This window comes from Streptomyces sp. MA5143a, from assembly GCF_900290235.1.
Lineage (GTDB): Bacteria > Actinomycetota > Actinomycetes > Streptomycetales > Streptomycetaceae > Streptomyces.
On record NZ_OLMK01000029.1, the window covers coordinates 19394 to 43778 of the forward strand.

22 protein-coding genes and 2 pseudogenes are annotated in these 24385 nt (G+C 71.9%); 9 read left to right on the forward strand and 15 right to left on the reverse strand.

Annotation, left to right across the window (positions count from 1 at the left end):
* Window positions 1-94 precede the first annotated feature (94 nt).
* The 3 genes and pseudogenes from SMA5143A_RS14840 to SMA5143A_RS14845 all read right to left on the reverse strand — a co-directional run.
* Window positions 95-856 (reverse strand): IclR family transcriptional regulator, encoded by a 762-nt coding sequence (locus tag SMA5143A_RS14840; RefSeq protein WP_107463390.1) that lies wholly within the window; start codon window positions 854-856, stop codon window positions 95-97.
* A pseudogene (locus SMA5143A_RS44990) lies at window positions 853-1164 on the reverse strand (PfkB family carbohydrate kinase); the annotation flags it as partial. The pseudogene SMA5143A_RS44990 and the gene SMA5143A_RS14840, both read right to left, overlap by 4 nt.
* A 375-nt stretch (window positions 1165-1539) precedes the next feature.
* Window positions 1540-2314: pseudogene (locus SMA5143A_RS14845) on the reverse strand (sugar kinase); the annotation flags it as partial.
* Window positions 2315-2510: 196 nt separating this feature from the next.
* Between SMA5143A_RS14845 and SMA5143A_RS14850 the strand changes: the two are divergent.
* Both SMA5143A_RS14850 and SMA5143A_RS14855 read left to right on the forward strand, forming a co-directional pair.
* On the forward strand, window positions 2511-3785 hold the full coding sequence (locus SMA5143A_RS14850; RefSeq protein WP_107463391.1) for an amino acid deaminase: 1275 nt from the start codon (window positions 2511-2513) through the stop codon (window positions 3783-3785).
* A gap of 41 nt (window positions 3786-3826) precedes the next feature.
* Window positions 3827-5449, forward strand: a complete 1623-nt coding sequence (locus SMA5143A_RS14855; protein WP_107463392.1) for an N-acyl-D-amino-acid deacylase family protein — start codon at window positions 3827-3829, stop codon at window positions 5447-5449.
* Between the two features lie 34 nt (window positions 5450-5483).
* On the opposite strand, the gene SMA5143A_RS14860 is transcribed toward SMA5143A_RS14855, so the two are convergent.
* From SMA5143A_RS14860 to SMA5143A_RS14870, 3 genes are all read right to left on the reverse strand, one after another.
* Complete coding sequence (locus SMA5143A_RS14860) at window positions 5484-6416, reverse strand: trypsin-like serine peptidase (RefSeq protein ID WP_107463393.1); 933 nt, start codon at window positions 6414-6416, stop codon at window positions 5484-5486.
* 235 nt (window positions 6417-6651) lie between these two features.
* Window positions 6652-7164: an SUKH-3 domain-containing protein gene (locus SMA5143A_RS14865; RefSeq protein WP_107463394.1), complete on the reverse strand. Its 513-nt coding sequence runs from the start codon at window positions 7162-7164 to the stop codon at window positions 6652-6654.
* Window positions 7165-7276: 112 nt separating this feature from the next.
* The gene (locus tag SMA5143A_RS14870; RefSeq protein WP_146193905.1) at window positions 7277-8062 is read right to left on the reverse strand and encodes a hypothetical protein; all 786 of its coding nucleotides are present in this window, start codon (window positions 8060-8062) and stop codon (window positions 7277-7279) included.
* A gap of 209 nt (window positions 8063-8271) precedes the next feature.
* On the opposite strand from SMA5143A_RS14870, the gene SMA5143A_RS14875 reads away from it, so the two are divergent.
* The 6 genes from SMA5143A_RS14875 to SMA5143A_RS14900 all read left to right on the forward strand — a co-directional run bounded on the left by SMA5143A_RS14875 (window position 8272) and on the right by SMA5143A_RS14900 (window position 14953).
* Window positions 8272-9483: a pyridoxal phosphate-dependent aminotransferase gene (locus SMA5143A_RS14875; protein ID WP_107463396.1), complete on the forward strand. Its 1212-nt coding sequence runs from the start codon at window positions 8272-8274 to the stop codon at window positions 9481-9483.
* Window positions 9484-9574: 91 nt separating this feature from the next.
* Complete coding sequence (locus SMA5143A_RS14880) at window positions 9575-10003, forward strand: SCO4983 family protein (protein WP_107463397.1); 429 nt, start codon at window positions 9575-9577, stop codon at window positions 10001-10003.
* A gap of 547 nt (window positions 10004-10550) precedes the next feature.
* Window positions 10551-11624 (forward strand): substrate-binding domain-containing protein, encoded by a 1074-nt coding sequence (locus SMA5143A_RS14885; protein ID WP_107463398.1) that lies wholly within the window; start codon window positions 10551-10553, stop codon window positions 11622-11624.
* Window positions 11625-11644: 20 nt separating this feature from the next.
* Window positions 11645-12811, forward strand: coding sequence for a toxic anion resistance protein (locus SMA5143A_RS14890; RefSeq protein ID WP_107463399.1), 1167 nt, complete (start codon window positions 11645-11647; stop codon window positions 12809-12811).
* Complete coding sequence (locus tag SMA5143A_RS14895) at window positions 12808-14364, forward strand: substrate-binding and vWA domain-containing protein (protein WP_107463400.1); 1557 nt, start codon at window positions 12808-12810, stop codon at window positions 14362-14364. The genes SMA5143A_RS14890 and SMA5143A_RS14895 overlap by 4 nt, the downstream gene beginning before the upstream one ends.
* Window positions 14365-14368: 4 nt before the next feature.
* On the forward strand, window positions 14369-14953 hold the full coding sequence (locus SMA5143A_RS14900; RefSeq protein WP_107463401.1) for a hypothetical protein: 585 nt from the start codon (window positions 14369-14371) through the stop codon (window positions 14951-14953).
* A 23-nt stretch (window positions 14954-14976) separates the two neighbouring features.
* Here SMA5143A_RS14900 and SMA5143A_RS14905 read toward each other — a convergent pair whose 3' ends face one another.
* The 6 genes from SMA5143A_RS14905 to SMA5143A_RS14930 all read right to left on the reverse strand — a co-directional run bounded on the left by SMA5143A_RS14905 (window position 14977) and on the right by SMA5143A_RS14930 (window position 20800).
* On the reverse strand, window positions 14977-16137 hold the full coding sequence (locus SMA5143A_RS14905) for a hypothetical protein (protein ID WP_107463402.1): 1161 nt from the start codon (window positions 16135-16137) through the stop codon (window positions 14977-14979).
* Window positions 16138-16288: 151 nt separating this feature from the next.
* Window positions 16289-17071, reverse strand: a complete 783-nt coding sequence (locus SMA5143A_RS14910) for a PP2C family serine/threonine-protein phosphatase (RefSeq protein ID WP_107463403.1) — start codon at window positions 17069-17071, stop codon at window positions 16289-16291.
* A gap of 1 nt (window position 17072) precedes the next feature.
* Window positions 17073-17834, reverse strand: a complete 762-nt coding sequence (locus SMA5143A_RS14915; RefSeq protein WP_099967231.1) for a vWA domain-containing protein — start codon at window positions 17832-17834, stop codon at window positions 17073-17075.
* A gap of 93 nt (window positions 17835-17927) precedes the next feature.
* Entirely contained in the window at window positions 17928-19097 is a 1170-nt protein-coding gene (locus tag SMA5143A_RS14920; RefSeq protein WP_258193533.1) for a hypothetical protein, read from the reverse strand.
* A gap of 187 nt (window positions 19098-19284) precedes the next feature.
* Window positions 19285-19824, reverse strand: coding sequence for a hypothetical protein (locus SMA5143A_RS14925; protein WP_181361859.1), 540 nt, complete (start codon window positions 19822-19824; stop codon window positions 19285-19287).
* Window positions 19811-20800, reverse strand: coding sequence for a serine/threonine-protein kinase (locus tag SMA5143A_RS14930; RefSeq protein WP_107463405.1), 990 nt, complete (start codon window positions 20798-20800; stop codon window positions 19811-19813). Before SMA5143A_RS14930 ends, SMA5143A_RS14925 begins: the two co-directional genes overlap by 14 nt.
* A 566-nt stretch (window positions 20801-21366) precedes the next feature.
* On the opposite strand from SMA5143A_RS14930, the gene SMA5143A_RS14935 reads away from it, so the two are divergent.
* A complete protein-coding gene (locus SMA5143A_RS14935; protein WP_107463406.1) occupies window positions 21367-22785 on the forward strand; it encodes a non-reducing end alpha-L-arabinofuranosidase family hydrolase in 1419 nt (472 codons plus the stop codon).
* 133 nt (window positions 22786-22918) lie between these two features.
* Here the strand turns inward: SMA5143A_RS14935 and SMA5143A_RS14940 are convergent, their stop codons facing one another.
* The 3 genes from SMA5143A_RS14940 to SMA5143A_RS14950 are packed head-to-tail and all read right to left on the reverse strand — an operon-like array spanning window position 22919 to window position 24353.
* On the reverse strand, window positions 22919-23347 hold the full coding sequence (locus SMA5143A_RS14940; RefSeq protein WP_107463407.1) for a DUF7144 family membrane protein: 429 nt from the start codon (window positions 23345-23347) through the stop codon (window positions 22919-22921).
* Between the two features lie 46 nt (window positions 23348-23393).
* Entirely contained in the window at window positions 23394-24026 is a 633-nt protein-coding gene (locus SMA5143A_RS14945) for a GAP family protein (RefSeq protein ID WP_107463408.1), read from the reverse strand.
* A gap of 9 nt (window positions 24027-24035) precedes the next feature.
* Window positions 24036-24353, reverse strand: coding sequence for an SHOCT domain-containing protein (locus tag SMA5143A_RS14950; protein ID WP_107463409.1), 318 nt, complete (start codon window positions 24351-24353; stop codon window positions 24036-24038).
* Window positions 24354-24385 lie beyond the last annotated feature (32 nt).

Consider the following 24385-nt stretch of genomic DNA (forward strand, 5'->3'; position numbering starts at 1 on the left):
GGGGCGGGCGCGGGGCGGGCGGGGCGGGCTCGGGGTTCGGGGCTGGTGGGGCGGGCTCGGGGTTCGGGGCTGGTGGGGCGGGTTCGGGGCGGGTTCAGACGGGGTCTGTCGTCGGGGTTCTGCCGGAGTACTCGCCGCTGATCTCGTCCGCCGTGCGGCGTACCAGGGGGAGCAGGGTGAGGAGTTCGTCGGCGGTGACGACGACGTTGGGGGCGGAGACCGACATCGCGGCGACCACCCGGCCGTCGGCGCCCCGGACGGGGGCGGCCACGCAGTTGATGGACTCCTCGTGGCCGCCGAGATCGGTGGCCCAGCCCTGTTCGCGGACCTTCGCCAGCTCCTTCAGGAACGCCGCGGCGCTGGGGGTCGAACGGGACGTGTACATGGGGTAGTCGAGCTTCTCCACGCGGGCGCGGCGCTCGGCCTCGGGGAGGTCGGCGAGGCACAGCTTGGCGACGGCGGCGACCGTGATGGCGACCGGTTTGCCGATGCGGGAGTACATGCGGACCGGGTAGCGGCTCTCCACCTTGTCGATGTAGAGGACCTCGTTCTCCTCGTACACGGCCAGGTGGACGGTGTGGCCGCACTGTTCGTTGAGGCGTACGAGGTGGGGGTGGGCGATCTCGCGGATGTCGAGGTTCTCCACGGCCTCCTGGGCGAGGGCGAAGAGGCGGGCGCCGAGGCGGTAGCGCTGGTCGGACTGGCGGTAGACGAGGCCGTGCTCGTGGAGGGTGCGCAGGAGGCGCAGGGCCGTGGACTTGTGGACGCCGAGGCGGTCGGCGACCTGGCCGAGGTCGGCCGGGCCCTCGGCGAGCAGCGGCAGGATGCTGAGCGCGCGGTCGACGGTCTGGCTCATGCGGTGCGTACCTCCTCGTCGGGCCCGTCCGGTGTCTGTGTCCAGCCGGGGGCGAGTCGAAGTGTCCCCCACGTGTCGTCGTCCAGGGCGGCGAGGTGGTCGGCGTGGTGGCGGGTCGGTGGGGTGCCCAGGTCGCCGGGGGTGGTGAGGGTTGCGGCGGCCATGAGGTGGGCGTGGCGGAGACGGGCCTTGGGGGGTAGGCCGCGGAGGGTGGCGGAGAGGTAGCCGGCGGCGAAGGCGTCGCCTGCGCCTGTGGGGGAGACGACGGTTACGTGGGGGGACGGGGCGAAGGTGGTGGTGTCGGGGGGGTCGGTGGGGTCGGTGGGGTCGGTGGGGTCGGTGGGGTCGGTGGGGTCGGGGGCGGGGCGGGTTCGTTCGGGTGCGGGTGGGGTGCCCTGGGGTGTGGGTGGGGCGCCTTCGGGGGCGGGGTGGGCGCCTGCCGTGTGGGGGTGGGGCGGGGGCGCGCCGGGGGGTGTCCGTCCTCGGAACGGCGCGGAATCGGTCGCCCGAGAAGCGGAACCAGTTGACGCGCCAACCGCTGCGGGCGGACACCCCCCGACACACCCCCTCACGTCCGTACGCGACCGGGCCGCCGCGCGGGCTTCCGCCACATCAGCGATACGCGCCGACCCGTCCGCGTGCGGCACCGTAGGGGCTTGCGCTGAGCCGTTCGTACCCGGCTGGCCCGCCGCGGGGGCTTGCGCCGCACCGGCGACGTGCGCCGACTCGTCCGCGTGCGGCACACCCGCCGTAGGGGCTTGCGCCGCCCCGGTGACACGTCCCGGCTCGTCTGTACGCCACTGCACCGCCGCGGGGGTCGGGTGGGGTGTGGGGGTGGTGCGTTCGAAGAGGGTGGCTCCTTGGGCGCCCTGTTTCACCACCAGGGTGGTGGGTTCCGGGAGGGCTGCCCTGATTGCTTGGGGGCCGCCTGTGATGCCCCAGGTTTCCTGTGCCTCGTCCTCGCCCACGAAGACCAGGTCGGCTCGGCGGGCCAGGTCGAGGAGGACCTGGGCGGTCGGGGTGGGGGGCCGTCAGGTCCTGGAGGAGGGACAGGCAGGACGGGGAGAGCGCGGCCGTGATGCCGGAGAGATGGAGGACGCGGGCGGCGCGGGCGGCCGGCAGATCCGTGTTGGCGCCGGTCATCGCGGACGCCGCCGAGCCCGAGCGGTAGTACGCCACCTCGTGCGCGTCGGTCGCGCGGTCCGCGGCCGTGCGGAAGTAGACGCCGGTGGGGCGGGCCGGGTCACGGCGTACGGAGGTGACGTCGACGCCGTGCGCGGCGATCGTTTCGAGGAGGTGGTCGCCGAAGCCGTCCGCGCCCACGCGGCTCACCCAGCGGGTGGTGTGGCCGGTGGCGGCGAGGGCGCAGAGGACGTTGGACTCGGCTCCGCCGATGGCGCGCTCGAAGGAGGGGACGTCGGCGAGGCGGCCGGGGCGGGTGGGCAGGAAGGTGACCATGGACTCGCCGAGCGCGGCGACGTCGACGACGTCGGGTGCGGCCTGGGAGGAAACGTCGGCGGTCACGGTGGGCGGGGCTCCTCGACAGGGGCGGTGGCACCGTTGACCCGGTGCTCGCTGGGATGTTAGACAGCCGTCAGCGTTATGTGCAATGGACGTTGCAGTTACTGCAACAGGGCCTTTCAGGGAGGGTCTCATGGGTGTCGAAGCGCTCGCTCGTCTCGCCGCCGAACGCGTCGACCACCGTTTCAAGGGCCTCCCCCCGGACGCCGACGGACTGACGGTGCAGGAGCTGGCCGGACAGCGCCGGAACCTGTTCACCGGCGGGTTCACCACGCCCGTGCTCGCCCTGTCCGCCGAGCGGCTGGAGCACAACCTGGCCCTGATGGAGGCGTACTCCGAGCGGCACGGGCTGGCCTTCGCGCCGCACGGGAAGACGTCGATGGCGCCGCGACTGTTCTGGCGGCAGATCGAGCGGGGGGCGTGGGGCATCACCCTGGCCGTGCCGCATCAGGTGCGGGTCGCGCGGGAGTTCGGGATCGAGCGGGTGTTCCTCGCCAACGAGGTGGTGGACCCGGCGGCGTTGCGCTGGATCGCCGCCGAGCTGGCCGCCGATCCGTCGTTCCGGCTCGTCTGTTACGTGGACTCCGTGCGCGGCGTGGAGCTGATGGACGCGGCGCTGCGGGGTTCGGCGCGTCCGCTGGACGTGGTGGTGGAGCTCGCCGCGGGCGACGGCGCGCGGACCGGGGTCCGCACGGAGGCGGAGTGCGCGGCGGTCGCGGACGCCGTGGCCGGGGTGGAGACGCTGCGGCTGGTGGGCGTGGCCGGGTACGAGGGCGAGGTGCCCGACGCGACTCCGGAACGGGTGGGCGCCTGGCTGCGGCGGCTCGTCGCCCTGGCCGTCGGCTTCGACCGGGCCGGGCGGTTCGCGGGGCTGGAGGAGATCGTCGTCAGCGCCGGTGGCAGCGCGTGGTTCGACGCGGTGGCGGAGGTGTTCGACGAGATCCCCGAGCTGTCGGCGCCCGTGCTGAAGCTGCTGCGGTCCGGGGCGTACGTCTCGCACGACGCCGGGCACTACCGGCGTCTGACCCCGTTCAACCGGGTACCCGAGGAGGGTGCCCTGGAGCCCGCGTTCCGGCTCTGGGCCCAGGTCGTCTCCCGCCCCTCCCCCGAGCAGGCCTTCGCGAACGCCGGCAAGCGGGACGCGGCGTACGACCTCGGCCTGCCGACGGTGGAGGTGGTGCGGGACGCCGGGTCGGGCGAGGTGCGGGACGTGGGCGACGGCATCACGGTGACGGGCCTGTCCGACCAGCACGCCTGGCTGCGCACGCGGGCGGGGGCGGACGTGTCGGTCGGGGACTGGGTGGGGCTGGGGCTGTCCCATCCGTGCACGTCGTTCGACAAGTGGAAGCTGATCCCGGTGGTGGAGGCGGACGGGACGGTCGTGGAGTACGTCCGTACCTATTTCTGAGGGCCGGCCCGGATACTCCCGGTTCTCGAAAGGTGGCAGACATGGACGAGGTCGTCCTGCGTGACGCCGAGGTCGTCGACGGGGCCGGCGGCCCCTCCTACCGCGCCGACGTGGTCGTGTCGGGCGGCAGGATCACCTCGATCGTCCAGGAGGCCGCGGCGGCCGGGTGCCAGCGGCCGTCCGCCCGGCGGGAGCTGGACGTCGAAGGGCTGGTCCTCGCACCCGGCTTCGTCGACATGCACGCCCACAGCGACCTCGCCCTGCTGCGCGACCCCGAGCACACCGCGAAGCTGGCGCAGGGCGTGACGCTGGAGGTCATCGGGCAGGACGGGCTGTCGTACGCGCCCGTCGACGACCGGACCCTCGAAGAGGTGCGGCGGGCGATCACCGGCTGGAACGGGTACGGCGAGGACATCGACTTCACCTGGCGTTCGGTCGGCGGGTACCTGGACCGCCTCGACCACGGCTTCGACGGCGAGGGCATCGCCGTGAACGCCGCGTACCTCGTCCCGCAGGGCACCGTGCGGATGCTCGCCCTGGGGTGGGAGGACCGCAGGCCGACTCCTCAAGAGCTGGACCACATGCGGCGGTTGGTCGCGGACGGGCTCCGCGAGGGCGCCGTCGGCATGTCGTCGGGGCTGACGTACACGCCGGGCATGTACGCCGAGGACGCCGAACTCACCGCACTGTGCCGGGTGGTCGCCGAGCACGGCGGCTACTACTGCCCGCACCACCGCTCGTACGGGGCGGGCGCGCTCCAGGCGTACGAGGAGATGATCGCCCTCACCCGCGAGGCCGGCTGCGCCCTCCATCTCGCCCACGCCACCATGAACTTCGGTGTGAACGAGGGGCGCGCCCCCGACCTGCTCGCGCTCCTCGACGACGCGCTCGCCGCCGGCGCCGACATCACCCTCGACACCTACCCCTACACCCCCGGCTGCACGACCCTCGTGGCGCTGCTGCCCGGTTGGGCGGGCGAGGGCGGCCCGGAGGCGATCCTGGCGAGGCTGGAGGACGACGACACCGCCGCACGCGTCCGGCACGAACTGGAGGTCGTCGGCGCCGACGGCTGCCACGGGGTGCCCGTCGCGTGGGACACCGTCGAGATCTCGGGGGTCGCCGACCCGGCACTGGCGTCGTACGTCGGCCGGACGGTCCAGGAATCCGCCGACGCGCGCGGCGAGGACCCGTGGGTCACCGCGCGGCGGCTGCTCGTCGAGGACCGGCTGGGGTCGACGATCCTCCAGCACGTCGGCCACGAGGAGAACGTACGGGCGATCATGCGACACCGGGTGCACACGGGCGGCTCGGACGGCATCCTGCGCGGCGCCAAGCCGCACCCGCGCGCATACGGCACGTTCCCGCACTATCTGGGCCGGTACGTAAGGGAGTTGGGGGTGCTGTCACTGGAGGAGTGCGTCGCCCACCTCACCTCGCGCCCCGCCGCCCGGCTGCGGCTGCCCGACCGGGGGCTGGTCCGCGAGGGGTACCGCGCCGACCTCGTCCTCTTCGACCCGGCGACGGTCGCCGCCGGATCGACGTACGAGGCGCCGCGCACCCCGCCCGCCGGCATCCCGTACGTCCTCGTCGACGGCCGTTTCGCGGTCGAGGACGGCCGGCGGACGGACGTCCTGGCGGGGCGGGCGGTCCGCCGCGCCCCCTGAGGGGGCGCGGCTTCACGGTGACTGCCCGGGGGCGTTACGGCCTGGGGAGGATGCAGCCGCCGCGGGTCAGGTCGAGCTTGCTGTCGGCGGCGAAGCAGGCCGGGACGTGCCAGGTCTGCTGCCCGTAGTTGATGCCCTCGCGGACGGTGACGGTCCCGTTCGCGTCGACCTCGCACGGGTTGTTGTCGGTGCAGCGCCCGCCGTCCTCGTTGCCCGTGTTGTTGACGGCCACGACCTTGCCGGTGGCGTTGTCGAGCACCGGCGAGCCGGAGGTGCCGCCGATCGTCTTGCAGGCGGAGGTGTAGCGGACCGAGTCCTTCCAGGTCCACGCGCCTTCCTTGAGGCGGTACGCGTAGCCGTCGACGTCGCAGGCGTACGTCCGCTTCCAGTAGCCGGAGACGACCGTGATGTCGGTGCCCACGGCCGGGCGGGCCGTGTCGAAGGTCAGCGCGTTGATCCCGTACGAGGACTTGATCTGCCCGTACGTGGTGGTCAGCCGGTACAGCGCCATGTCCGTGTCGGTCATGGTGCCGTACACGATCCGGTTGGCGCGCAGCGTGGCGACGCGGGTGCCCGCCGCGTTGAGGAGGCCGAAGGAGCGGGTCGAGGCCCGGTCGACGAGGACCTCACCGGGGCCCGGGAAGCCGGTCTCCAGGCAGTGGCCGTTGGTCATCACCAGGGCCGGGTCGTCGTCCTCGGCGTTCGGCATCCGCACGACCGAGCCGGAGCAGTTGCTGAGCGAGACGGTGCCCGCGAAGTTCACGGCCCGGACCGCGGAGTCCGCCGGAGCCACCCGGGACGCGGCCTCGGCCACGGCCTTGTTCGCCGCGTCCACGACACTGCCGACCGCCGTCTTCACGGTCCCCGTCGCGAGCTCCGGCGCGGCCTGGGGTGCCGCGACCGCCGGTGCCGCGCCCGCCCCGGTGATCACCAGGGCGAACAGCGCGGCAACGAGAGGCTTTCTCATGTGGGGGTCCCTCTCTTGCTACGTGAGTGACAGGAGATCTTCCGGCCACCGCAGTTTGTCATGCGCATTGTGAGGGCGGTGTGATGGCCGAGCAAGGACTTGGTTCCGGCCGGACGAGGTTCGGCCAGCGGGGCGGCGGGTGGGTGGCGGGGGTTCGGGCGGGGATGCGGTGATGTGGGGGCAGGGCGGCGGTGGTGCGGGGCGCGGGTGCGGCGATGTGGGGTCGGGGCGCGTCTCAGTCGTCGGTGAGACGGTCGCCGGGCAGGCAGTTGCCGAGCCAGTCCGCCCGCTCGGCGCGAGAGGCTCCGCCGTCGCCCTCCACGACGTAGGTCAGCGCCTCGGCGAAGGTCGCACCAAGGTGCCACAGGACGTTCGGCCCCACGGCCACGACGCGCCCGCCGGTCGCGACGTACGTCCTGAACTGGACCGACCACATGCCCAACGGGCTGAAGTTCTCGGCGAATCGACGCCGCAGCGAGACCGCCTCCTCGACAGTGTCGACACAGGCGTCCACCGGGTCGACGCACAGGGAGGAAGCGGGGTCGCGGGCCGGGCAGCTCCTGACGGTCAGCCCGCCGAACTCCGCCCAGACACCGACCGCCGGGTCGTCGAGTACGAACCCCGCCGCGGTCAACTGCCGCACCCAGTCCCCCGTGTCGACGTCACGCCCCGGCACCCACCCCGCCCCCCGCAGCGCGTCCAGCACCGCCGGACCGCACCCGCTCAACAGCCCACCACCGCGTTCCATCCGCGGCCCCCTTCCCTCGACCGGGCCCGCCGCCCAGTCCGCCGCGCGTCCACCCCGCTTTCCGGACCACACCCCCGGCCGGACCCCTGAGCCGCCGCCCGACCACCAGGTTTCACCTCGGCCCCTTCGTCGCGCCCTGCCCCCGGCCCTGGTTGCCGCCGGAGTTGCCCCGGCCCGGGTCGGTCGTCGGGGACGGCCGGGTGGGGGCGGTGGTGGAGGGCGTGGGCGTCGGAGTGGGGACCGTGGGCGCGGAGTCGGTGCCGGACGGGGACGGTTCCGCCGAGGTCTCGCCCGGGGAGGCGGAGGGCGATGACGGCTCCGTCGTGGCGGAGGACGCGTCGGCCGACGGCGTGGCCGCTCCCCCACCGCCGGACCGGCCGCCCACCGGGGAGGACTCCTTGGTGGCCGGACCGCTCGGCCCCTCCTCGCCCGAGGAGCCGACACCCGCGAGGCCCGCCGCCACGGCACCCACGACCACGGCCGCGGCGACACCGCCCGCGATCAGGGCCCCGCGCCGCCGGGCGCGGCGGCGGCCGAGTGTGGCCCGCCGACCGCCGGCCGGCCGGGCGCGACGTCCGCCGGGGTCCGCGCCGGCGAGGGGGTACGGCCCGTCCGGTGCGTGCGGGTCGGCGTGCGGGGCGCCTGCCGCGTACGACCCGTCGGCCGCACCCGCGGCCTGCGCGGCGGGCGATGTGCCCGTTCCGCCGACGGCCCCCCGGAGGTCGTCGAGCACGACCTCGTCCAGCTGCACGGTGTCGTCATAGGCGTTCTGCCAGCCGTGGGCGGCGGCGGGGTCGGGGAAGGCCTCGTAGGCGGGCGCCGCGGAGGGGTCGCCGAGCGGGTGGTAGACGTTCGGCGGCTCCTGGGAGGCCTCACCGTCCCGATCCACACCGTTCACCCCGTTCACCCGATTCGCCCCATTCATCGCTTTTTCTTCTCTTCATCTCATGTGCCCTGGAACCGTGTGGGGGGCGGCCGGACCTGGGGGCGGATTCTAGGGAGGAGTGGCGCCCAGGGACAGCGGAGGAACATTTCGCCGCATAGCGGCGGTCTCACGTGGTGGAAAACACGACCCACGAGCCGTTACCGGGTCGTAAGCTCACGGACATGCAGGTGATCCAGTCGACCAAGCTCGCCAACGTCTGTTACGAGATCCGGGGCCCGGTGCTCGAGGAGGCGATGCGGCTGGAGGCTGCCGGTCACCGCATCCTCAAGCTGAACACGGGCAATCCGGCCGCCTTCGGCTTCGAATGCCCGCCGGAGATCCTGGAGGACATCCTCCGCAATGTGTCGTCCGCCCACGGCTACGGCGACGCGAAGGGCCTCCTTGCGGCCCGCCGGGCGGTCGTCATGCACAACCAGACCCTCGGTATCGAGACGGACGTCGAGCACGTCTTCATCGGCAACGGCGTCTCCGAGCTGATCGTCATGGCGATGCAGGGCCTGCTGGACGACGGTGACGAGGTGCTCGTACCGGCCCCGGACTACCCGCTGTGGACGGCGGCGGTCTCGCTGTCCGGCGGCACGGCGGTGCACTACCGCTGCGACGAGCAGTCCGACTGGATGCCGGACCTCGCGGACATCGAGCGCAAGGTCACCGACCGCACCAAGGCGATCGTCATCATCAACCCCAACAACCCGACGGGCGCGGTGTACGACGAGGCGATGATCCGGGGGCTGACGGACATCGCGCGCCGCCACAACCTCCTCGTCTGCTCCGACGAGATCTACGACAAGATCCTCTACGACGGCGCCACGCACACCCCGACCGCCTCGGTGGCGCCGGACCTGCTGACGCTGACCTTCAACGGCATGTCGAAGGCGTACCGGGTCGCGGGCTACCGCGTCGGATGGATGTCGATCTCCGGCCCGCGCGCCCACGCCGACTCCTACATCGAGGGCCTGACGATCCTGGCGAACATGCGACTGTGCGCCAACATGCCGGGACAGCACGGCGTGGTCGCCGCGCTCAGCGGACGCCAGACGATCAACGATCTGGTGCTGCCGGGCGGGCGCCTGAAGGAGCAGCGGGACGTGGCGTACGACCTGCTGACCCAGATCCCCGGGGTCTCGTGCGTGAAGCCGAAGGGTGCGCTGTATCTGTTCCCCCGGCTCGACCCCGACGTCTTCAAGATCAAGGACGACCGGCGGATGGTCCTCGACCTGCTCCGCCAGGAGAAGATCATGGTCGTCCAGGGCACCGGATTCAACTGGCCGGAGCCGGATCACTTCCGTGTGGTGACCCTGCCGACCGTGGCCGACCTGAGGTCGGCGATCACCCGGATCGGGAACTTCCTGGACGGCTACGGCCAGCCGTAGGCACTCCCGCGGAAGACTTCCGGACCTCGCTCAACTTTAGACGGAATCTAATGTAGGCTGGTTCTCCGAGAGCGAGCTTGGAGGCCATCCCATGTACGAGCCGATCCGCACCAAGTCGGTCCACACGGTGGCCGCGACGACCTCGCCCGACTTCCCGCACCGTTCGCGTGAGGAGGAGCTGGACATCCAGCTCGCCGGCCATCTGGCCGCCCTGCTCGCGACGACCGACGAGCTCCGCGCTCTGGCCCCCACCGCCGACCTCGACACGGCCGCCGAGCGGCTGTCCGAGCAGGTGGCCCGGCTGCGCGGCGGGCTTCCGCCCGTCCGCTGCTCCGCGTCGGCCGGCGGACGCGACCGGGATGCCGCCGGGCTCCACCGGCGCGCCCACGCCCTCGCCGGGCGCGCCCTCGTGGTCGCCGCCTCCCGCGCCGACACCGCCGCCGCGATCCTGGCCGCCGAGCGCATGGACGCCCACGCCGCCGCCGAGCCCCTCGCCGACCGCGAGCTCGCCTCCCACTGACGCAGGGCCCGGCACACCCCGGGCCGACGGCTCACCCCGAGCCCCGGCCCCCCGGACGGCCCCGGTCCGCGCGCACCCGCAGCGACGCGCGGACCGGGCGCCACAAGCCTCCGGCCCCAACCCCGTGACCGCCCCGCCACGCAGCCCCAGCCCCAGCCCCCGCATCACGACCGCCCCGCCACGCGCCCCCAGGCCGCACACCGCGCGGCAGCCTCGCCCCTGCGGACCTCCCCGACCCCCAAGGGCGACCCCCGGGACGGGCCCGTGAGACGCGGGCGCCCCGGCCTCGCGGCCCCCGGCCCGACGCCGAACACCGTGGCGGCCTCGCCCGCGGACCTCCCCGCTCCCCGCCCCCCGAGGGTGACCACCGGGACAGGCCGGTGAGGCGCGGGCGCCCCACCACGCCCCCACCCCTCCCCCTCGTAGCCACCCTCCCCCTCCCCCGGAGCGGCGGTGCCCGTTCCGGTTGCGTTCCGGGACGGCGGCTTCACCTCGTGTTCACCCGTCCCGCCCGGGAACGTTGGGTTCCGGGAGCACGCTCCCCGGTGTGAGACGCATCGCAGGGATCGTCCTCGCGGTCCTGCTGATCGGCGGCGTGGTGGCAGCCGTCGTGGCGGGCCGGGACACCGGGGACACGAGCACGGCAACGAAGACCGTGCGAGGAGTGATCGGGTCGGAGAAGGCGGAGTTCTTCGCCGACCCGGAGGTGGTGAAGGCCCTGGCCGCCGAGGGCTACACCGTGAAGACGGAGACATCGGGCTCCTGGGCCATGGACGGGCTGGACCTGAAGGGGTACGACTTCGCCTTCCCCTCCAGCAAGGCCCCCGCCGACGAACTGGCCGAGAAGTACCGGGTACGCGAACCGCTGCCCCGCCCCTTCTACTCGCCCCTCGTCGTGGTCGCCCACCGGGGCGCCGCCGAGGTGCTGAGCCGCAACGGGCTGGCCACGCTGGACAAGGACCGCGGCGTCCTCGACATGGACGCCTACCTGAAGGCGGCCGAGGCCGACCGCACCTGGCAGCAGCTCAAGGGGGCGGACACGTACGGGGAGTTGTCGGGGCTGCTCTACATCGCCACGACCGACCCGACCAGCTCCAGCTCCGGGGCCCTCTATCTCGCCGCGGCCTCCAACGTCGCCAACGACGGACGGGTCGTCGCGAGCGAGGCGGACATCAAGAGGACCGCGCCCCTCCTGCACGAGCTGATCAGCGTCCAGGGCGCCCAGCAGCCGAGCAGCGACGCGGCGTTCCGCGACTTCGTCAGCGGGGTGGGCAACCCGCTCGTCCTCGTCTACGAGTCGCAGGTCGCCGCCCTGCTCGCCGACGGCCAGAAGGTCGACGACCTGGTCGTCCTCTACCCGGACACCACCGTCAACAGCGACCACACCGTCGTGCCCGTCACCGACGAGGGCCGCGCCCTCGGAGAACTGCTCGGCACGGACCCGGAGTTGCGCCGTCTGGCGGCCCGGCACGGGTTCCGGCCGCAGGGCTCGGCGAAGGAGTTCACGGCGGCCACGGCCGGACTCACCACCTATCTGACGCCTCGGCTCACCGTCCGGCAGGCGCCCGTGCCCACCTCCGAGGTGCTGCACGAGATGGCGCGCCGGGCGCGGGGCCGCTGAACCACGGGGGAACACCACTCATGACAACGGAAGACAGCTTCACCCTCACCCCGCCCGAGCCGGTCGCCGCCGTGCCCCGGGAGAAGGCCGGCGGCCTGGTGCCGGTCGAGGAGTCCGTACGGTCGGACATGGCCAGGAAGGCGGAGGACTACGTCCGCTCGCTGGCCGCGCTCGACGCCCGGTCGCCGGAGTTCGCGGGGAAGGTCGGGGAGATCGCGGGGCTCGGCGCGGGCGAGATGCGCACCGCCGCCGCACAGTCCAACCGCATGCTGGAACGGACCGTCCGCAGCCTGCCCGACAAGGGCGGGGACGCCCAGTCGCAGGTCGCCGGCTCGCTCGTCGAGCTGCGGCGCGTGGTCGAGGACCTGGACCCGCGCGACCTGCCCGCCGGCAAGGGCCGCAAGTTCCTGTCCCGGCTGCCGGGCGGCAACCGGCTGCGGGACCACGTCGCCAAGTACGCCACCGCGCAGGGCACCCTGAACCGCATCGTGGGGTCGCTGCGCGGCGGACAGGACGAACTGCGCCGGGACAGCGCCGCGTTGCAGACGGAGCGGGTCCGCCTGTGGGAGACCATGGGCAAGCTCCAGGAGTACGTGGTCCTGACCGAGGCCCTGGACACGGCCGTCGAGGCACACATCGCCGCCGCCGACCCGCAGCAGGCCGACACCCTGCGCGCCGACGTCCTCTTCCCGGTCCGGCAGAAGCACCAGGACCTGCTCACCCAGCTGGCCGTCTGCGCCCAGGGCTATCTGGCCATGGACGTCGTCCGCCGCAACAACGAGGAACTGATCAAGGGCGTCGACCGGGCCGCCACGACCACGGTCTCGGCGCTGCGCATCTCCGTGATGCTGGCCTCCGCCCTCGACACGCAGCGCAAGGTCGTCGACCAGGTCAACGCGTTGCGCGGCACCACCGAGGACCTCATCCGCGGCAACGCCGAGATGCTCGCCACCCAGAGCGACGAGATCCAGCGCATCGCCGCCGACCCGGCCGTCGGCGCGGAGACACTCCGCTCGGCCTTCCAGCAGATCTACCGCACCCTCGACACCATCGACACGTACAAGGCGCAGGCCACGGAGACGATGGCGGCGACGGTGGAGTCCCTGACGGCCGAACTCCAGTACGCCGGGAGCTACTTGGAGCGCAGCCGCGCGCAGGGCGCCCTCGAGGGGGGTGGTCTCGTATGAGACGGACCCTCTCGGCCTCCCGGGGGACCGCCGCGGCCCTCGCGCTGGCCCTGGCGGCGGCCGGATGCAGCACCGCCACCGACACCCCCTCCGACCCGGACACCTACGTCCCCGGCACCCTGCGCGTCCTCGCCTCCAGCGAACTCGCCGACATGAAGCCCGTGCTGGAGCGGGTCGAGAAGGACACAGGCATCAGGGTGCGCCCCACCTACATGGGCACCCTGGACGCCGTGGAACTGCTCGCCGAGGGCCGGGCGAAGGACGTGTACGACGCCGTCTGGCTGTCGTCCAACGACTATCTGCGGCTGCGGCCGGACGCGGCGAAGCAGGTCGTGTCCGAGACGCCGGTGATGTCCAGCCCGGTGGCGATCGGTGTGAAGGACGCGACCGCGCGGAGGCTGGGCTGGAAGCCGGACGGCGTCTCCTGGTCGGACATCGAGAAGGCCGTCGCGGACGGCGACCTCACCTACGGCATGACGGACCCGGCCCGCTCCAACTCCGGGTTCTCCACGCTCGTCTCGGTGGCCTCCGGGCTGTCCGACGCGCAGTCCGCGCTCACCGACGCGGACGTGGCGCGGGCGACGCCCCGGCTGAAGGAGTTCTTCCAGGGGCAGAAGCTGACGTCGGGCTCGTCGGGCTGGCTCGCGGCCGCCTACGACCGGCGCGGTGACGTCGACGCGCTGCTCAACTACGAGTCGGTGCTGAAGTCGCGGAAGGACCTGACGGTGATCCGCCCGCGCGACGGGGTCGTCACCGCCGACTACCCGCTCTCCTCCCTCGCGTCGACCGGCAAGGACGTCCGCGACGACGTACGCCGCCTCACCGACGCCCTGCGCGCCCCGGACACCCAGCGGCTGATCAGCGAGAAGACCCTGCGCCGCCCGGTCGTCCCCTCGGTCCGCCCGGCCGCCGGCCTCGACACCACCCGGCGCCGTGAACTCCCCTTCCCCGGCAGCCGTTCCGTCGCCGACGGACTGCTCGACGCTTACGAGAACGAGCTGCGCCGCCCGTCGAGGACCGTGTACGTCCTCGACACCTCCGGCTCCATGGAGGGCGACCGCCTGGACCGGCTGAAGGAGGCCCTCACCGAGCTGACCGGGGACTTCCGGGACCGGGAGGAGGTCACGCTGATGCCGTTCGGGTCGGGGGTCAAGAGTGTGCGGACCCATGTGGTCCGGCCGTCGGACCCGAAGGCGGGCCTCGACGGCATCCGCGCCGACACCCGCGGGCTCTCCGCCTCCGGTGACACCGCCATCTACACCTCGCTGCGCAAGGCGTACGAGCACCTCGGCGCCGCCGACCGGGACACGTTCACCTCGATCGTGCTGATGACGGACGGCGAGAACACCGAGGGCGCGAGCCCGGCGGACTTCGACGCCTTCTACCAGGGGCTGCCCGCCGCCGAGCGGCGCGTCCCCGTCTTCCCGATCCTCTTCGGCGACTCCGACAAGGACGAACTGGAGCACATCGCCGACCTGACCGGCGGCCGCCTGTTCGACGCCCAGCAGGGCTCGCTGGACGGCGCCTTCGAGGAGATCCGTGGCTACCAGTAGGTTCATGGCGTATGTCGAGTCCCGCAAGAACCTCACCGGCGGCGCCCTCGGGGTGGCGGGCCTCGGACTGACCTTCGCGGGGCTGGCGGGCCCGTACTGGCCGGTCGTGGTCGCCGGTCTGTACGGCGCGGGCGCGCTGCTCGCCCCGCCGGAGCGCCCGCCGGTGCCGGACTTCCCGGACCCGTCCGCCCAGCTCGACGAGGTCCGCGCCGACTTCGACCGGCTCGGCGAGTACCTCGCCGACATCGAGCTGCCGCCCGCGGCCGCCGGACGCCTCACCGAGCTGACGGAGCTGCTGACGGCGCTCCTCGACCCCGGCTGGGTCGCCGAGATCCTCGGCCAGGACCCGGAGGGCGTCCACACGCTGTCCCGGGCGGTGCGGCAGGACGTGCCCGAGGCCGTCGACACCTACGTCCGCACCCGCTGGTGGACCCGTCTGACGCCGGGCACGGAGCCCCCCGAGCGCCATCTGGAACGCCAGCTGGCCCTGCTGCACGACGAGTTGGAACGGCTGGCGGCGGCGCTGCGCGACACGGAGGCCCGGCGGCAGGAGTCGCACACCCGGTACCTGGAGGACCGCTCGGGTTGAGCCCCGGGCCCGGGCGTCCCCGCTCAGCCGATGTTGGTCAGGATCACGATCAGCAGCACCACCGCGATCACCACGCCCAGCACCTTCAGGCCGGCGTACGGGGACGGGGTCTGGTCCGGCGTGGGCGGCGTTCCCGGGACCGGGGCCGGCCGGGGCCCGTTGAACACGTCGTGCCCGGTCACGGAGACCCGGGTGCACCAGGGGCACGTCGGCAGATGGGAGCCGTAGGTGTGCAGGGGCCGTACCGTGCACGACCGCACCTGCCCGCGTTCCTTGTCGAGGGCGCGCAGCCACGCCTCGGCCGGGGGCCGGGCGGTGGGGGTCTGGACGCCGGGGCCGAAGGCGGTCCTGGCGAGGGTGAGGAGTTCGGGCGGCAGGACGGAGGGGTCGACGGTGCCGCGCGGGGTGATGACCATCTCGGGGCGGACGACGTACGAGATGCTCGCGGCGATGTTGTCCTTGACGGTCGACTCGGAGGTGCTCTCGTGGGGGACGCCGCCGAAGGGGTGGTTGCCCGCGGTGAGCAGCTGGTAGACGAGGACGGCGAGGGCGAAGTCGTCGCTCTGCCGGGTGGCGGGGCCGCCTGCCTGCCGTTCGGGGGCCGAGTAGTCGGTGGTGTGCATCAGGCAGGGGAACAGCTCGCCGGTGGCCGGGTCGGTGAAGGCGATGGAGTCGCAGTCGAGGAAGGTGACGAAGCCGTTGCCGTCGACGACGACGTTGCTGCTGGAGAAGTCGCCGATGACGAGGTTGTCGTGGTGCATGCGGGCCGTCATGAACGCGAGGTTCCAGGCGACGCCGAGCAGGAACCGCCAGTCGGCCCGGTCCGGGAACAGCTTCAGCCGCTGGACGCGGGTGAACAGGCCGACGAGCTGCACGTGCTGGGGTTCGCCGAAGCGGCGCATCGCGTACCCGAGGAACTCGCCGTTCGTGCCGCGTGCCATGGCCGTCGGCCAGGCCAGTTCGGGCGGCTGGTTGGCGTCGGTGGGGCGGGCGGCCAGCGGGGACATGGTGAGCATGCGGGCCAGCCGCCGCTCCTGGTCGGGGCCCGGCGGATCCCGGTAGATCTTGACGACGATCCCCGCGTCGCCCTCCACGGGGAACACGGCCGCCTGTCCGCCCCCTTTGAGGGGCTGCTCGGCGAGCGTGACCGCCTTGCCGTCGAGGAAGACCCTGCGGCCGCTCATGGCCGTACCTCCGAGTGCTCTCTGGGGCGGACCGGCGTCGGCTGCGGCCCCGGCGCCGCCCGTCCCGCGCGCCGCGCCGACGCCGACCGGCCGGACCGCCGTGGGTGGTTGTCCGGGTCGCCGGCCCGTCGGGGCCGGCCGGTTGCCGCTGTCATCCGCGGCTCGTGCGGACGGCTCGCAGCAGGGTTTTGTCGTCGGCGTTCAGGGCGGTGAGGCGGTCGGAGCGCAGGAGGGCGGCGAGCTTGCCGTCGGCGTCGTCCGGCGCGGTGTCGAGGGAGCGGAAGACGGCGTCGGCGAAGGACGCGTTCGGGGACTGGGCGCCGCTCGCCGACCGGTTGAGCATGGCCTGCGCGAGGCCGTCCGTGGAGAGCAGCACCCCGTCGATCCCGTCGTCGGAGAGGCACTCGGTGTGCGTCCAGCGCGCCGCGTCCGGCGAGGTCAGGAACACCGTCTCGTTGCTGTACTCGCTGACCGCCGCCGCCTGCGGCAGCAGATGGAACTGCCGCTCCCCGTCCTCGGTCCCGGCCCGCAGGACGACGAACCCGTCCCCGACGGTCAGGTGCCCCAGCCAGCCGGGCGCCAACACGACCACGGTGAGGGTGGTGGCGAAGTCGGGCGCGTCACTGCCCGTACGGTCCAGGAAGTCGTCGCTGACGTCCTGCAACGCGTCCCGCAGCAGCTCGTGCACGGCCTCGCCGGGCTGCACCTCCACGGCCGCGCCGGCCCGCCGCGCGAAGTGCTCGGCGGCCAGTTTCACCGCCAGCCGGGAGCCCTCCTCCGAGCGTGGCCGGCTCCCGGCGCCGTCGGCGACGGCGAGGACCGAGACGGCGGAGGTGACGATCCAGCCGCAGGCGTCCTGGCAGGGCAGGCCCTGCCGCCGGTGCCGGTAGCCCTCGACGCTGAGCCCGTGGATGCGCCACGACGGGACGGTCACGTCACGCCTCCCAGGCCGGGCGCTGCGTCTTGAACTGGCTGAAGATCTTCTCGAACACCTCGTCCCCCGCCCCCTTCTGCTCGGCGTTGGCGCTGGCGGACATCATCTGGAGCAGCTCCCGGAACGGGAACCCCTGCAACCGGGCGTTGAACTTGGGTGCGAACGCCTGGAGCACCTGCTCCCCGCGGTCCGTGATGCCGCCCACCCCGATGGCGTACAGCCGGAACCGGCGGGACCGCTGCTCCTCGGCGAGGACGGGTATGAGCCGTTGCCAGGAGTCGGTGAGATGACCGGTCGGGTCGGTGGGCAGCCCGTCCGTGACGAGGCAGATCTGCGGCCGGTAGTACTGGAGTCCGGAGGCCCGCAGTTCCGCCTTGCGGGCCGCGACGATGTGCATGGACAGCTCCAGCGCCTCGGTCATCAGGGTGACGCCGGCGGCCGTCAGCTGCGGTGCCTGGAAGGCGTGCGCGGGGATGAAGGGGCTCATGCGGGTGCGTGGGTCGAGCAGTTGGGGTCCGCGCCAGGCGCCGACGCCCTGGCCGCCGAAGGTGACGACGGCGACCTCCACGCTGTAGCTGAGGCTGACGTCGTCGTGGAGTTCGCGGGTCCACTCGGCGAGCGCGTTGTTCAGCGCCTGGATCGGCGCGCCCGCCATGGAACTGGATGTGTCGAGGCACAGCACGAGCGGCATGCGCTGGGCGTTGTTCTCGAACTCGATGTCGGCGTACTCCGCCGGCAGGGTGGGCGGGTATTCGCTGTGCATCGCTGGTCCCCCTGGTGTTTCCGTTTCGTGCGCGGTACGTGTGCGGGTGAGGCGTGGGTGTGAGGCGTGGGTGTGGGGCTCGGATGTCGGGCCTCAGCGGGGGGTGCCCTTGGCGTGGCGGGCGGCGGTCGGCGGGAAGGCGTACAGGACGTCGGAGTCGCGTTCGGGTGCCTCGGCGACGTCGACGGGCCCGCCGGGCGCGGGCGGCGGCCGCCCCGCCTCGGCCCACACCGCCCGGTAGAGCACCCGGTCGAGTTCGACGTAGCCCTGCGGGTGCAGTTCGGTGCGGACGACGGCGGTACGGGTGTGGGCGGGGCGGGCGCTCACCTGGCGTCCGTGGCGCGCGGTGGGTGCGACGCGCAGCCGGGTGGTGCTCTCGTCGCCGTCGTGTGCGGCCTGGACGGGGGCGCGTCCGTCGCCGCCGCGTCCGTCGCCGCCGCGTGCGGCGCCGTGGGTGGGCGAGCGCCCGTCGGCGGGCCGCGGCTCACCGCGCTCACGGCGACGCGCGCCGCCTCCCGGTGGCATGGCGGCGAGCCGTCCGGAGCCCGTGCGATGCCCCACGGCGACGGGGCCGCGCGAGCGGCGGATCACGACGGCGAAGGCGAGAAGCAGCAGCACGAGCAGCAGTCCCATCCAGAGAGCGGCCCAGGAGGTGCTGTCCCCGGCGGGCTCGGTGCCCCCACCGCCGGCCTGCGCGGTGTCGCCCTTGCCGCCCTTGCCGTCGTCGCCCCGGCCGTTCTTGTTGTCCTTGTCGTGGGGGTTGCCGGAGGTGGTGGCCGGGTCGGTGGTCACGCCCTCGACGGTGAAGACATGGGTCGCGGGGTCGGCGGCGAGCCCCTTGTCGATGAACTGCTTGCCGGTGAGCTTGTTCTTGACGGTTTCGCACAGGTCGTTGTCGTCGCGACAGACCCCGGCGTTCCGCAGCTCGTCCCGCGCTTCCGGCCGCAGCGGGTCGATAGTGGTATCGGGGTGGACGAGACGGCCTTCGGCCATGAGGAGCAGGGCGGTGCCGCCCTCGCCGGTCGATATGCCCTCGGGTACCTGTACGACCAGCGGGTTGGTGTCCTCGTACAGCTTCTTGAGGCTCTCATGCTCCTGTTGGCTGAGCTTTTCGAACTTCAGCGGGGCTTCGAGCGTGATGACGACGGCGCCCCGGGGGATCACCGCGCCTCCGCACGTCACCTTGTCGGCGAAGCTGTCGCCGCAGGGATCGGCCGCGGCGACCGGTGACATCACCGGCACCAGAGCGACCGACAACCCCATGAGGACGCCCAGAGAGAAAAAACGCCTGACGGCACCCATCGCACCAACCCCCCGTGGCCTGAAAGGCACGCCCCCGCGGCCCTGAAAGACCCGTCCCATACTGGAGCAGGCACCAGGGTGGCCGGAAGGGTTTGATGAATTCCACCGGGCGACTTCCGGCAATTGTCGATCGCCTTGCGTTTCGCTTCTACAACTTGAACACCTGGTGACAACGACTGAACATCTGCCGCGCGCGTTCCACCCAATCATTGGCCAAGGCATCGAAGTCGGCCTGGGTGATACGACACGTCAGCGGAAGATCACAGACCCCGGCGAGACACGGACGCGGTCCCCGTACGTCCCACACGGACAGCATGGGGTTCAATTGCTCGGTATTCCACGCGTTCGAAGCGGCGGCGGCGATGGCGAGTTGGTCCTGCCGCAGGAAATGCCCGTCCGTGGCGAACGCGACGAGGAGTTTCTTGGTCGTCATGAATCTGACGGTGACCGTCCGCCCCGCCTCGCGGAGATCGAATTGCAGGGAGACGGACACGGTGTCGTGGACCGTGTGGTAATTCCGCCGCGCCACCCAGTTCTGCACGAGGTGCCGCCAGTGCGTCCCGAGGTCGTAGATCTCGGGAGGCCCCGCATACGACTCGCGACCGGAGTAGGAGTCCCGGCCGGGGTACGAATCCCGGCCGGGGCCGGGGTAGGAGTCGCGGTTCGGGTAGGAGTCAGGCACCGTCACGGACCACCGCCTCGGCGACCATGGCATCGGTCAACCCGGCGTCGAGCAGTGCCTGGGCGTGCAGCAGCAGACAGGAGGGCACGGACTCGCTGGTGGTGCGCCGCAGGTGACGTTCCTTCAGCTCCTCGTACCGCACCTCGATGGTCCGGGCGACCTGGGGCGGCGGCCAGGCGGCCACCGTGGGCTGCTCCATGACCAACTCCGCCAGGATCTCCGCGAGTTGTGGGCGCTGCTCGGGCCGCTTGGCCAGGCAGCGCGCGATGAGGGGCCGCAGCCCTTCCGGTACACCGTCGAGCCGCGGCTTCCCGCGTACGACCTCGACCCGCACCCCTTCCCCGCCGCCGTGCGGGGGACGCCCGGTGAGCGCGTACACGAGCACGCCACCCAGGGAGAAGACGTCACTCGGCGGCCCGACCGCGGCGCCGCGTATCTGCTCCGGCGACATGAACGGCGGTGTGCCGACGACGACACCGACGCGGGTCAGCGCGGGGGCACCGTCCACACGGGAGATGCCGAAGTCGATGACGCGGGGGCCGTCGCTCGCCAGCAGGACGTTCGCGGGCTTGAGGTCGCGGTGGACGACCTTGGCGGCGTGGATGGCCTGGAGTGCCTCGACGAGCCCGGCGCCGAGGGGGCGCACCTGGGCCTCGGGGAGGGGCCCGTCCGCGCGGACCGCCTCGGCGAGGGAGGGGCCGGGGACGTACAGGGTGGCCAGCCAGGGCAGTTCGGCGTCGGGGTCCGCGTCGACGACGGCGGCGGTGTACGCGCCGCTGACCACGCGGGCGGCGGCGACCTCCCGCGCGAAACGTTCACGGAACTCGGGTTCCGCGGCGAGTTCCGGTCGGGCGACCTTGACCGCGACCTCGCGGCCGGCGGGCGACCGACCGAGATAGACCCAGCCCATCCCTCCGGAGCCGAGCCGGCCCACGATCTTGTACGGGCCGATCTTCATGGGGTCACTTACGGGTGTACGCACCCCCGGCTCACCTCATTTCGGGGTTCGGTGCGGATGTCCCGTAGTGTCCCGCGATTTCCCTCACGGGGCAGCCGTTTTGCCCCGCACCGCCCGTACCTGTTCGGCCGCGGGCTGCCATCCTGGCCGCGCTCATGGATGGTCGGGCCGGCCTGGTGGCCGCCGGCCGGGCGCCTGCCCACTGGAGGTCGGTGGAGGGGGTCCGGATCAACGACGGGACGCACTCCTACCGAAACCCCGAAAACACTCCACGGCCGCGTCCCAGTCGGCCCCGAACGCGGCACGCCGAGCATCGTCACCACGCAATCCGGCGCCCAGGTGGACGCCACGAGGGGGGAGGTCCACAGCAGCCGCCCGAACGGGTCCGCCATGACCAGAAGTCAGTCCGACATTCCGGATCGCGAATTTTGCGCGAGGTATTGACGCGGTTCACCGGAACCATAAGATCCAGTTCGATCGACACCCCGACCTTTGTTCGATATCACGAACATGCCAGTGCCGCACCCCTTCGGTTCCGGAGCCCGCCGAGGACCGACCGGAACCGCTAGCGCAGAGGATGACGAGGCCGCATGCACAGACGTAGTTTCAGCCCCAGACGCCCGTCTGCGGTGCTCGCCGCCACGGTCGCGGCCCTGGCCGCCTTGGCGGCGGTTCTCGTCGCCAGCCCCGCTCAGGCAGCCACCACCAGCGCCGTGCGCGGCGTTGCTTCCGGCCGGTGTCTCGATGTGTCGGGCGCCAGCCAGACCGAGGGCACGAACGTGCAGATCTGGGACTGCCACGGCGGGACCAACCAGCAGTGGACGCTGACGGACAACAACCAGCTGACCGTCTACGGCAACAAGTGCCTGGACGTCCCGGGCCACGCCACCACGGCCGGGACGCGACCGGTGATCTGGTCCTGCAACGGCGGTACGAACCAGCAGTGGCGGGTGAACGCCGACGGCACGGTCGTCGCCGTGGAGTCCGGGCTGTGCCTGGACGTGTCGGGCTTCGGTACGGCCAACGGCACGGCGGTGCAGCTGTGGAACTGCACCGGCGCCGACAACCAGAAGTGGACCGGCCTGTCCGGCGCGACCAACTCGTGTCCTCTTCCGTCGACGTACCGGTGGGCCTCGACAGGTCCGCTGGCGCAGCCGGCGAACGGGTGGTACTCGCTGAAGGACTTCACCACCGTGACGTACCAGGGCAAGCACCTGGTCTACGCGACGAACGCCACGTCAGCGGGATGGCGCTCGATGATGGTCAGTCCCTTCACGAACTGGTCCGACATGGCCTCGGCCGGCCAGACCCAGATGAACCAGCTCGCGGTGGCGCCCAGGCTGTTCTACTTCGCGCCCAAGAACATCTGGGTGCTGATATCCAACGGGTGGGGCACCAACTGGAAATTCACCTACCGCACGTCCAGCGACCCCACCAACCCCAACGGCTGGTCCGCGCCGCAGGAGCTGTTCAACGGCGACCTCCCCGTCGGCGGCCCGATCGACCCGACCATCATCGGCGACGGCCAGAACATGTACCTGTTCTTCGCCAATGACGCGGGCAGCATCTTCAAGTCGACCATGCCGATCGGCAACTTCCCGAGCAGCTTCGGCACGTCGTACACGACGGTCATGAGCGACACGGAGGACAAGCTGTTCGAGGCGGTGGAGGTCTACAAGGTCCAGGGCCAGAACCAGTACCTCATGATCGTCGAGGCGAAGGGTGCGAACGGGCGCTACTTCCGCTCGTTCACCGCCTCCAGCCTGGACGGTCCGTGGACCGTTCAGGCCGGCAGCGAGAGCAGCCCCTTCGCGGGCAAGGCCAACAGCGGCGCCACCTGGACCAACGACATCAGCCACGGTGACCTGGTCCGCAACAACCCGGACCAGACCATGACCATCGACCCCTGCAACCTGCAGTTCCTCTACCAGGGCAGGGACCCCAACGCGAATGACCCCGACTACCTGAAACTGCCGTACCGGCCGGGCCTGCTCACCCTGCAGCGCTGACCCGCCCGATCCACGGTGATCACGGTGTGAACCCCAGCCGCGCGTCGGCTGGGGTTCCTCCCTTTGCGCGAACTCGCCGAAGAAGCGGGCGGACCGGCGTCGGAAGAAGTGAGCACCCGGACGCCCCGGCCCCTCACCGTCCCCGCGGCTGCACCGTGCACAGGGCCCAGATGATGAAGCCGTAGACCGCGATCAGGACGAGCGACCAGACCGGGTAGTACGGGAGGGTCAGGAAGCTGGTGATCAGGAGCAGGCCCGCGAGCAGGACCCCGACCGCGCGGGCCCAGGTCCGGCCGTTGAAGAGGCTGGCGCCGACCACCACGGCCAGGGCGCCGAGCAGCAGATGGATCCAGCCCCATCCGGTCGTGTCGAACTTGAACACGTAGTTCGGGGTGTTGACGATGATGTCGTCGTCGGCGATGGCCACGATGCCGCGCAGCACGTCGAGCGTGCCCCCGATCATCAGCATGACCGCGCCGAACGCCACCAGCCCGCCGGCCCATGACGCGGAGCGCTGGTGGGACCGGGACGGGGACCGGCGTGGATGTGTCGTCTGAGCCATGGTGTGTCTCCCTGTCACTCTGTCACTTGAGCGTGGTCCACCGGTGTCAAGCGAGGATCAGGATGATGAAGACCACGCACACGATGATGTTCACGAGCCAGCTGTGCGTGTTCGTCCAGTCGCGGATCTTGGGCATGGCCCCTTCCGCGTGATGGCCGAACAGCATCCTGATCAGCAGCGGTAGCGCCGCGACGAGAATGGTCAGGCCGATGAACGGCAACGCCGCGACGAACGACGCGTGGGAGTGGATCAGGTTGACGCCCACGGTCATCATGATCACGAGGTCGGACGGCATCACCAGGATGACCATCAGCCCGACCTTGAACCCCTTGCGCGGGTCCGCGTTCATCAACGTGCCGAGCCACTTCGGCGGTTCGACGCTCTCCCGTTTGATCCAGTTCTTCAGCGCGGCCGCGGCCAGGAGCGCCACCAGCACGTACTGGATGATGTGGCCGACGGAACCGTTGTCGGAGGGGTCACCGAAGTCGACGACGTTGTCGAGGGCGGCCGCGAGGCCCATCATGACGGCCACGCCCGCCGTCGTCGCGAGGGTGATGCCGGCCAGGAACCCCAGGGACACCTGTACCGCTCTCGGCGTGGTCACGAAGATGATGGCCGAGATGATCTGCGGCCCGACCATCATGGTGATGGCGAGCGGAAGAATCTGAAGTCCGTCCATGACCGGTCGTCACCCGCTGAGAACGGCGCGCTTCTGGTCCTCGAACTCCTCCTCGGTCAGCACCCCTTGCGCTTTGAGGTCACCCAACTCCTTCAACTGGTCGATCTTGTCCGCCGAGGACAGCGTCGAGGACCGGGTCGCGGGTTGGGGAGCGGGTTGGGGAGCCTCCTGCGTCGCGTACGGAGCGGGGGCTGGCCGAGGTGCGTATTCCTGGGCGTCCTGCTGGGCCCACCGGCCCGCCTGACGCCGGGACACACGGTTCGACACCGCCGTCGCGGTGCCCGCGACGACGGCGGTGCGGGCTACGCCGCGAATGAGACCTGGCATGATCGGCACCTCCTGCTGTGCTCTGCGTACGG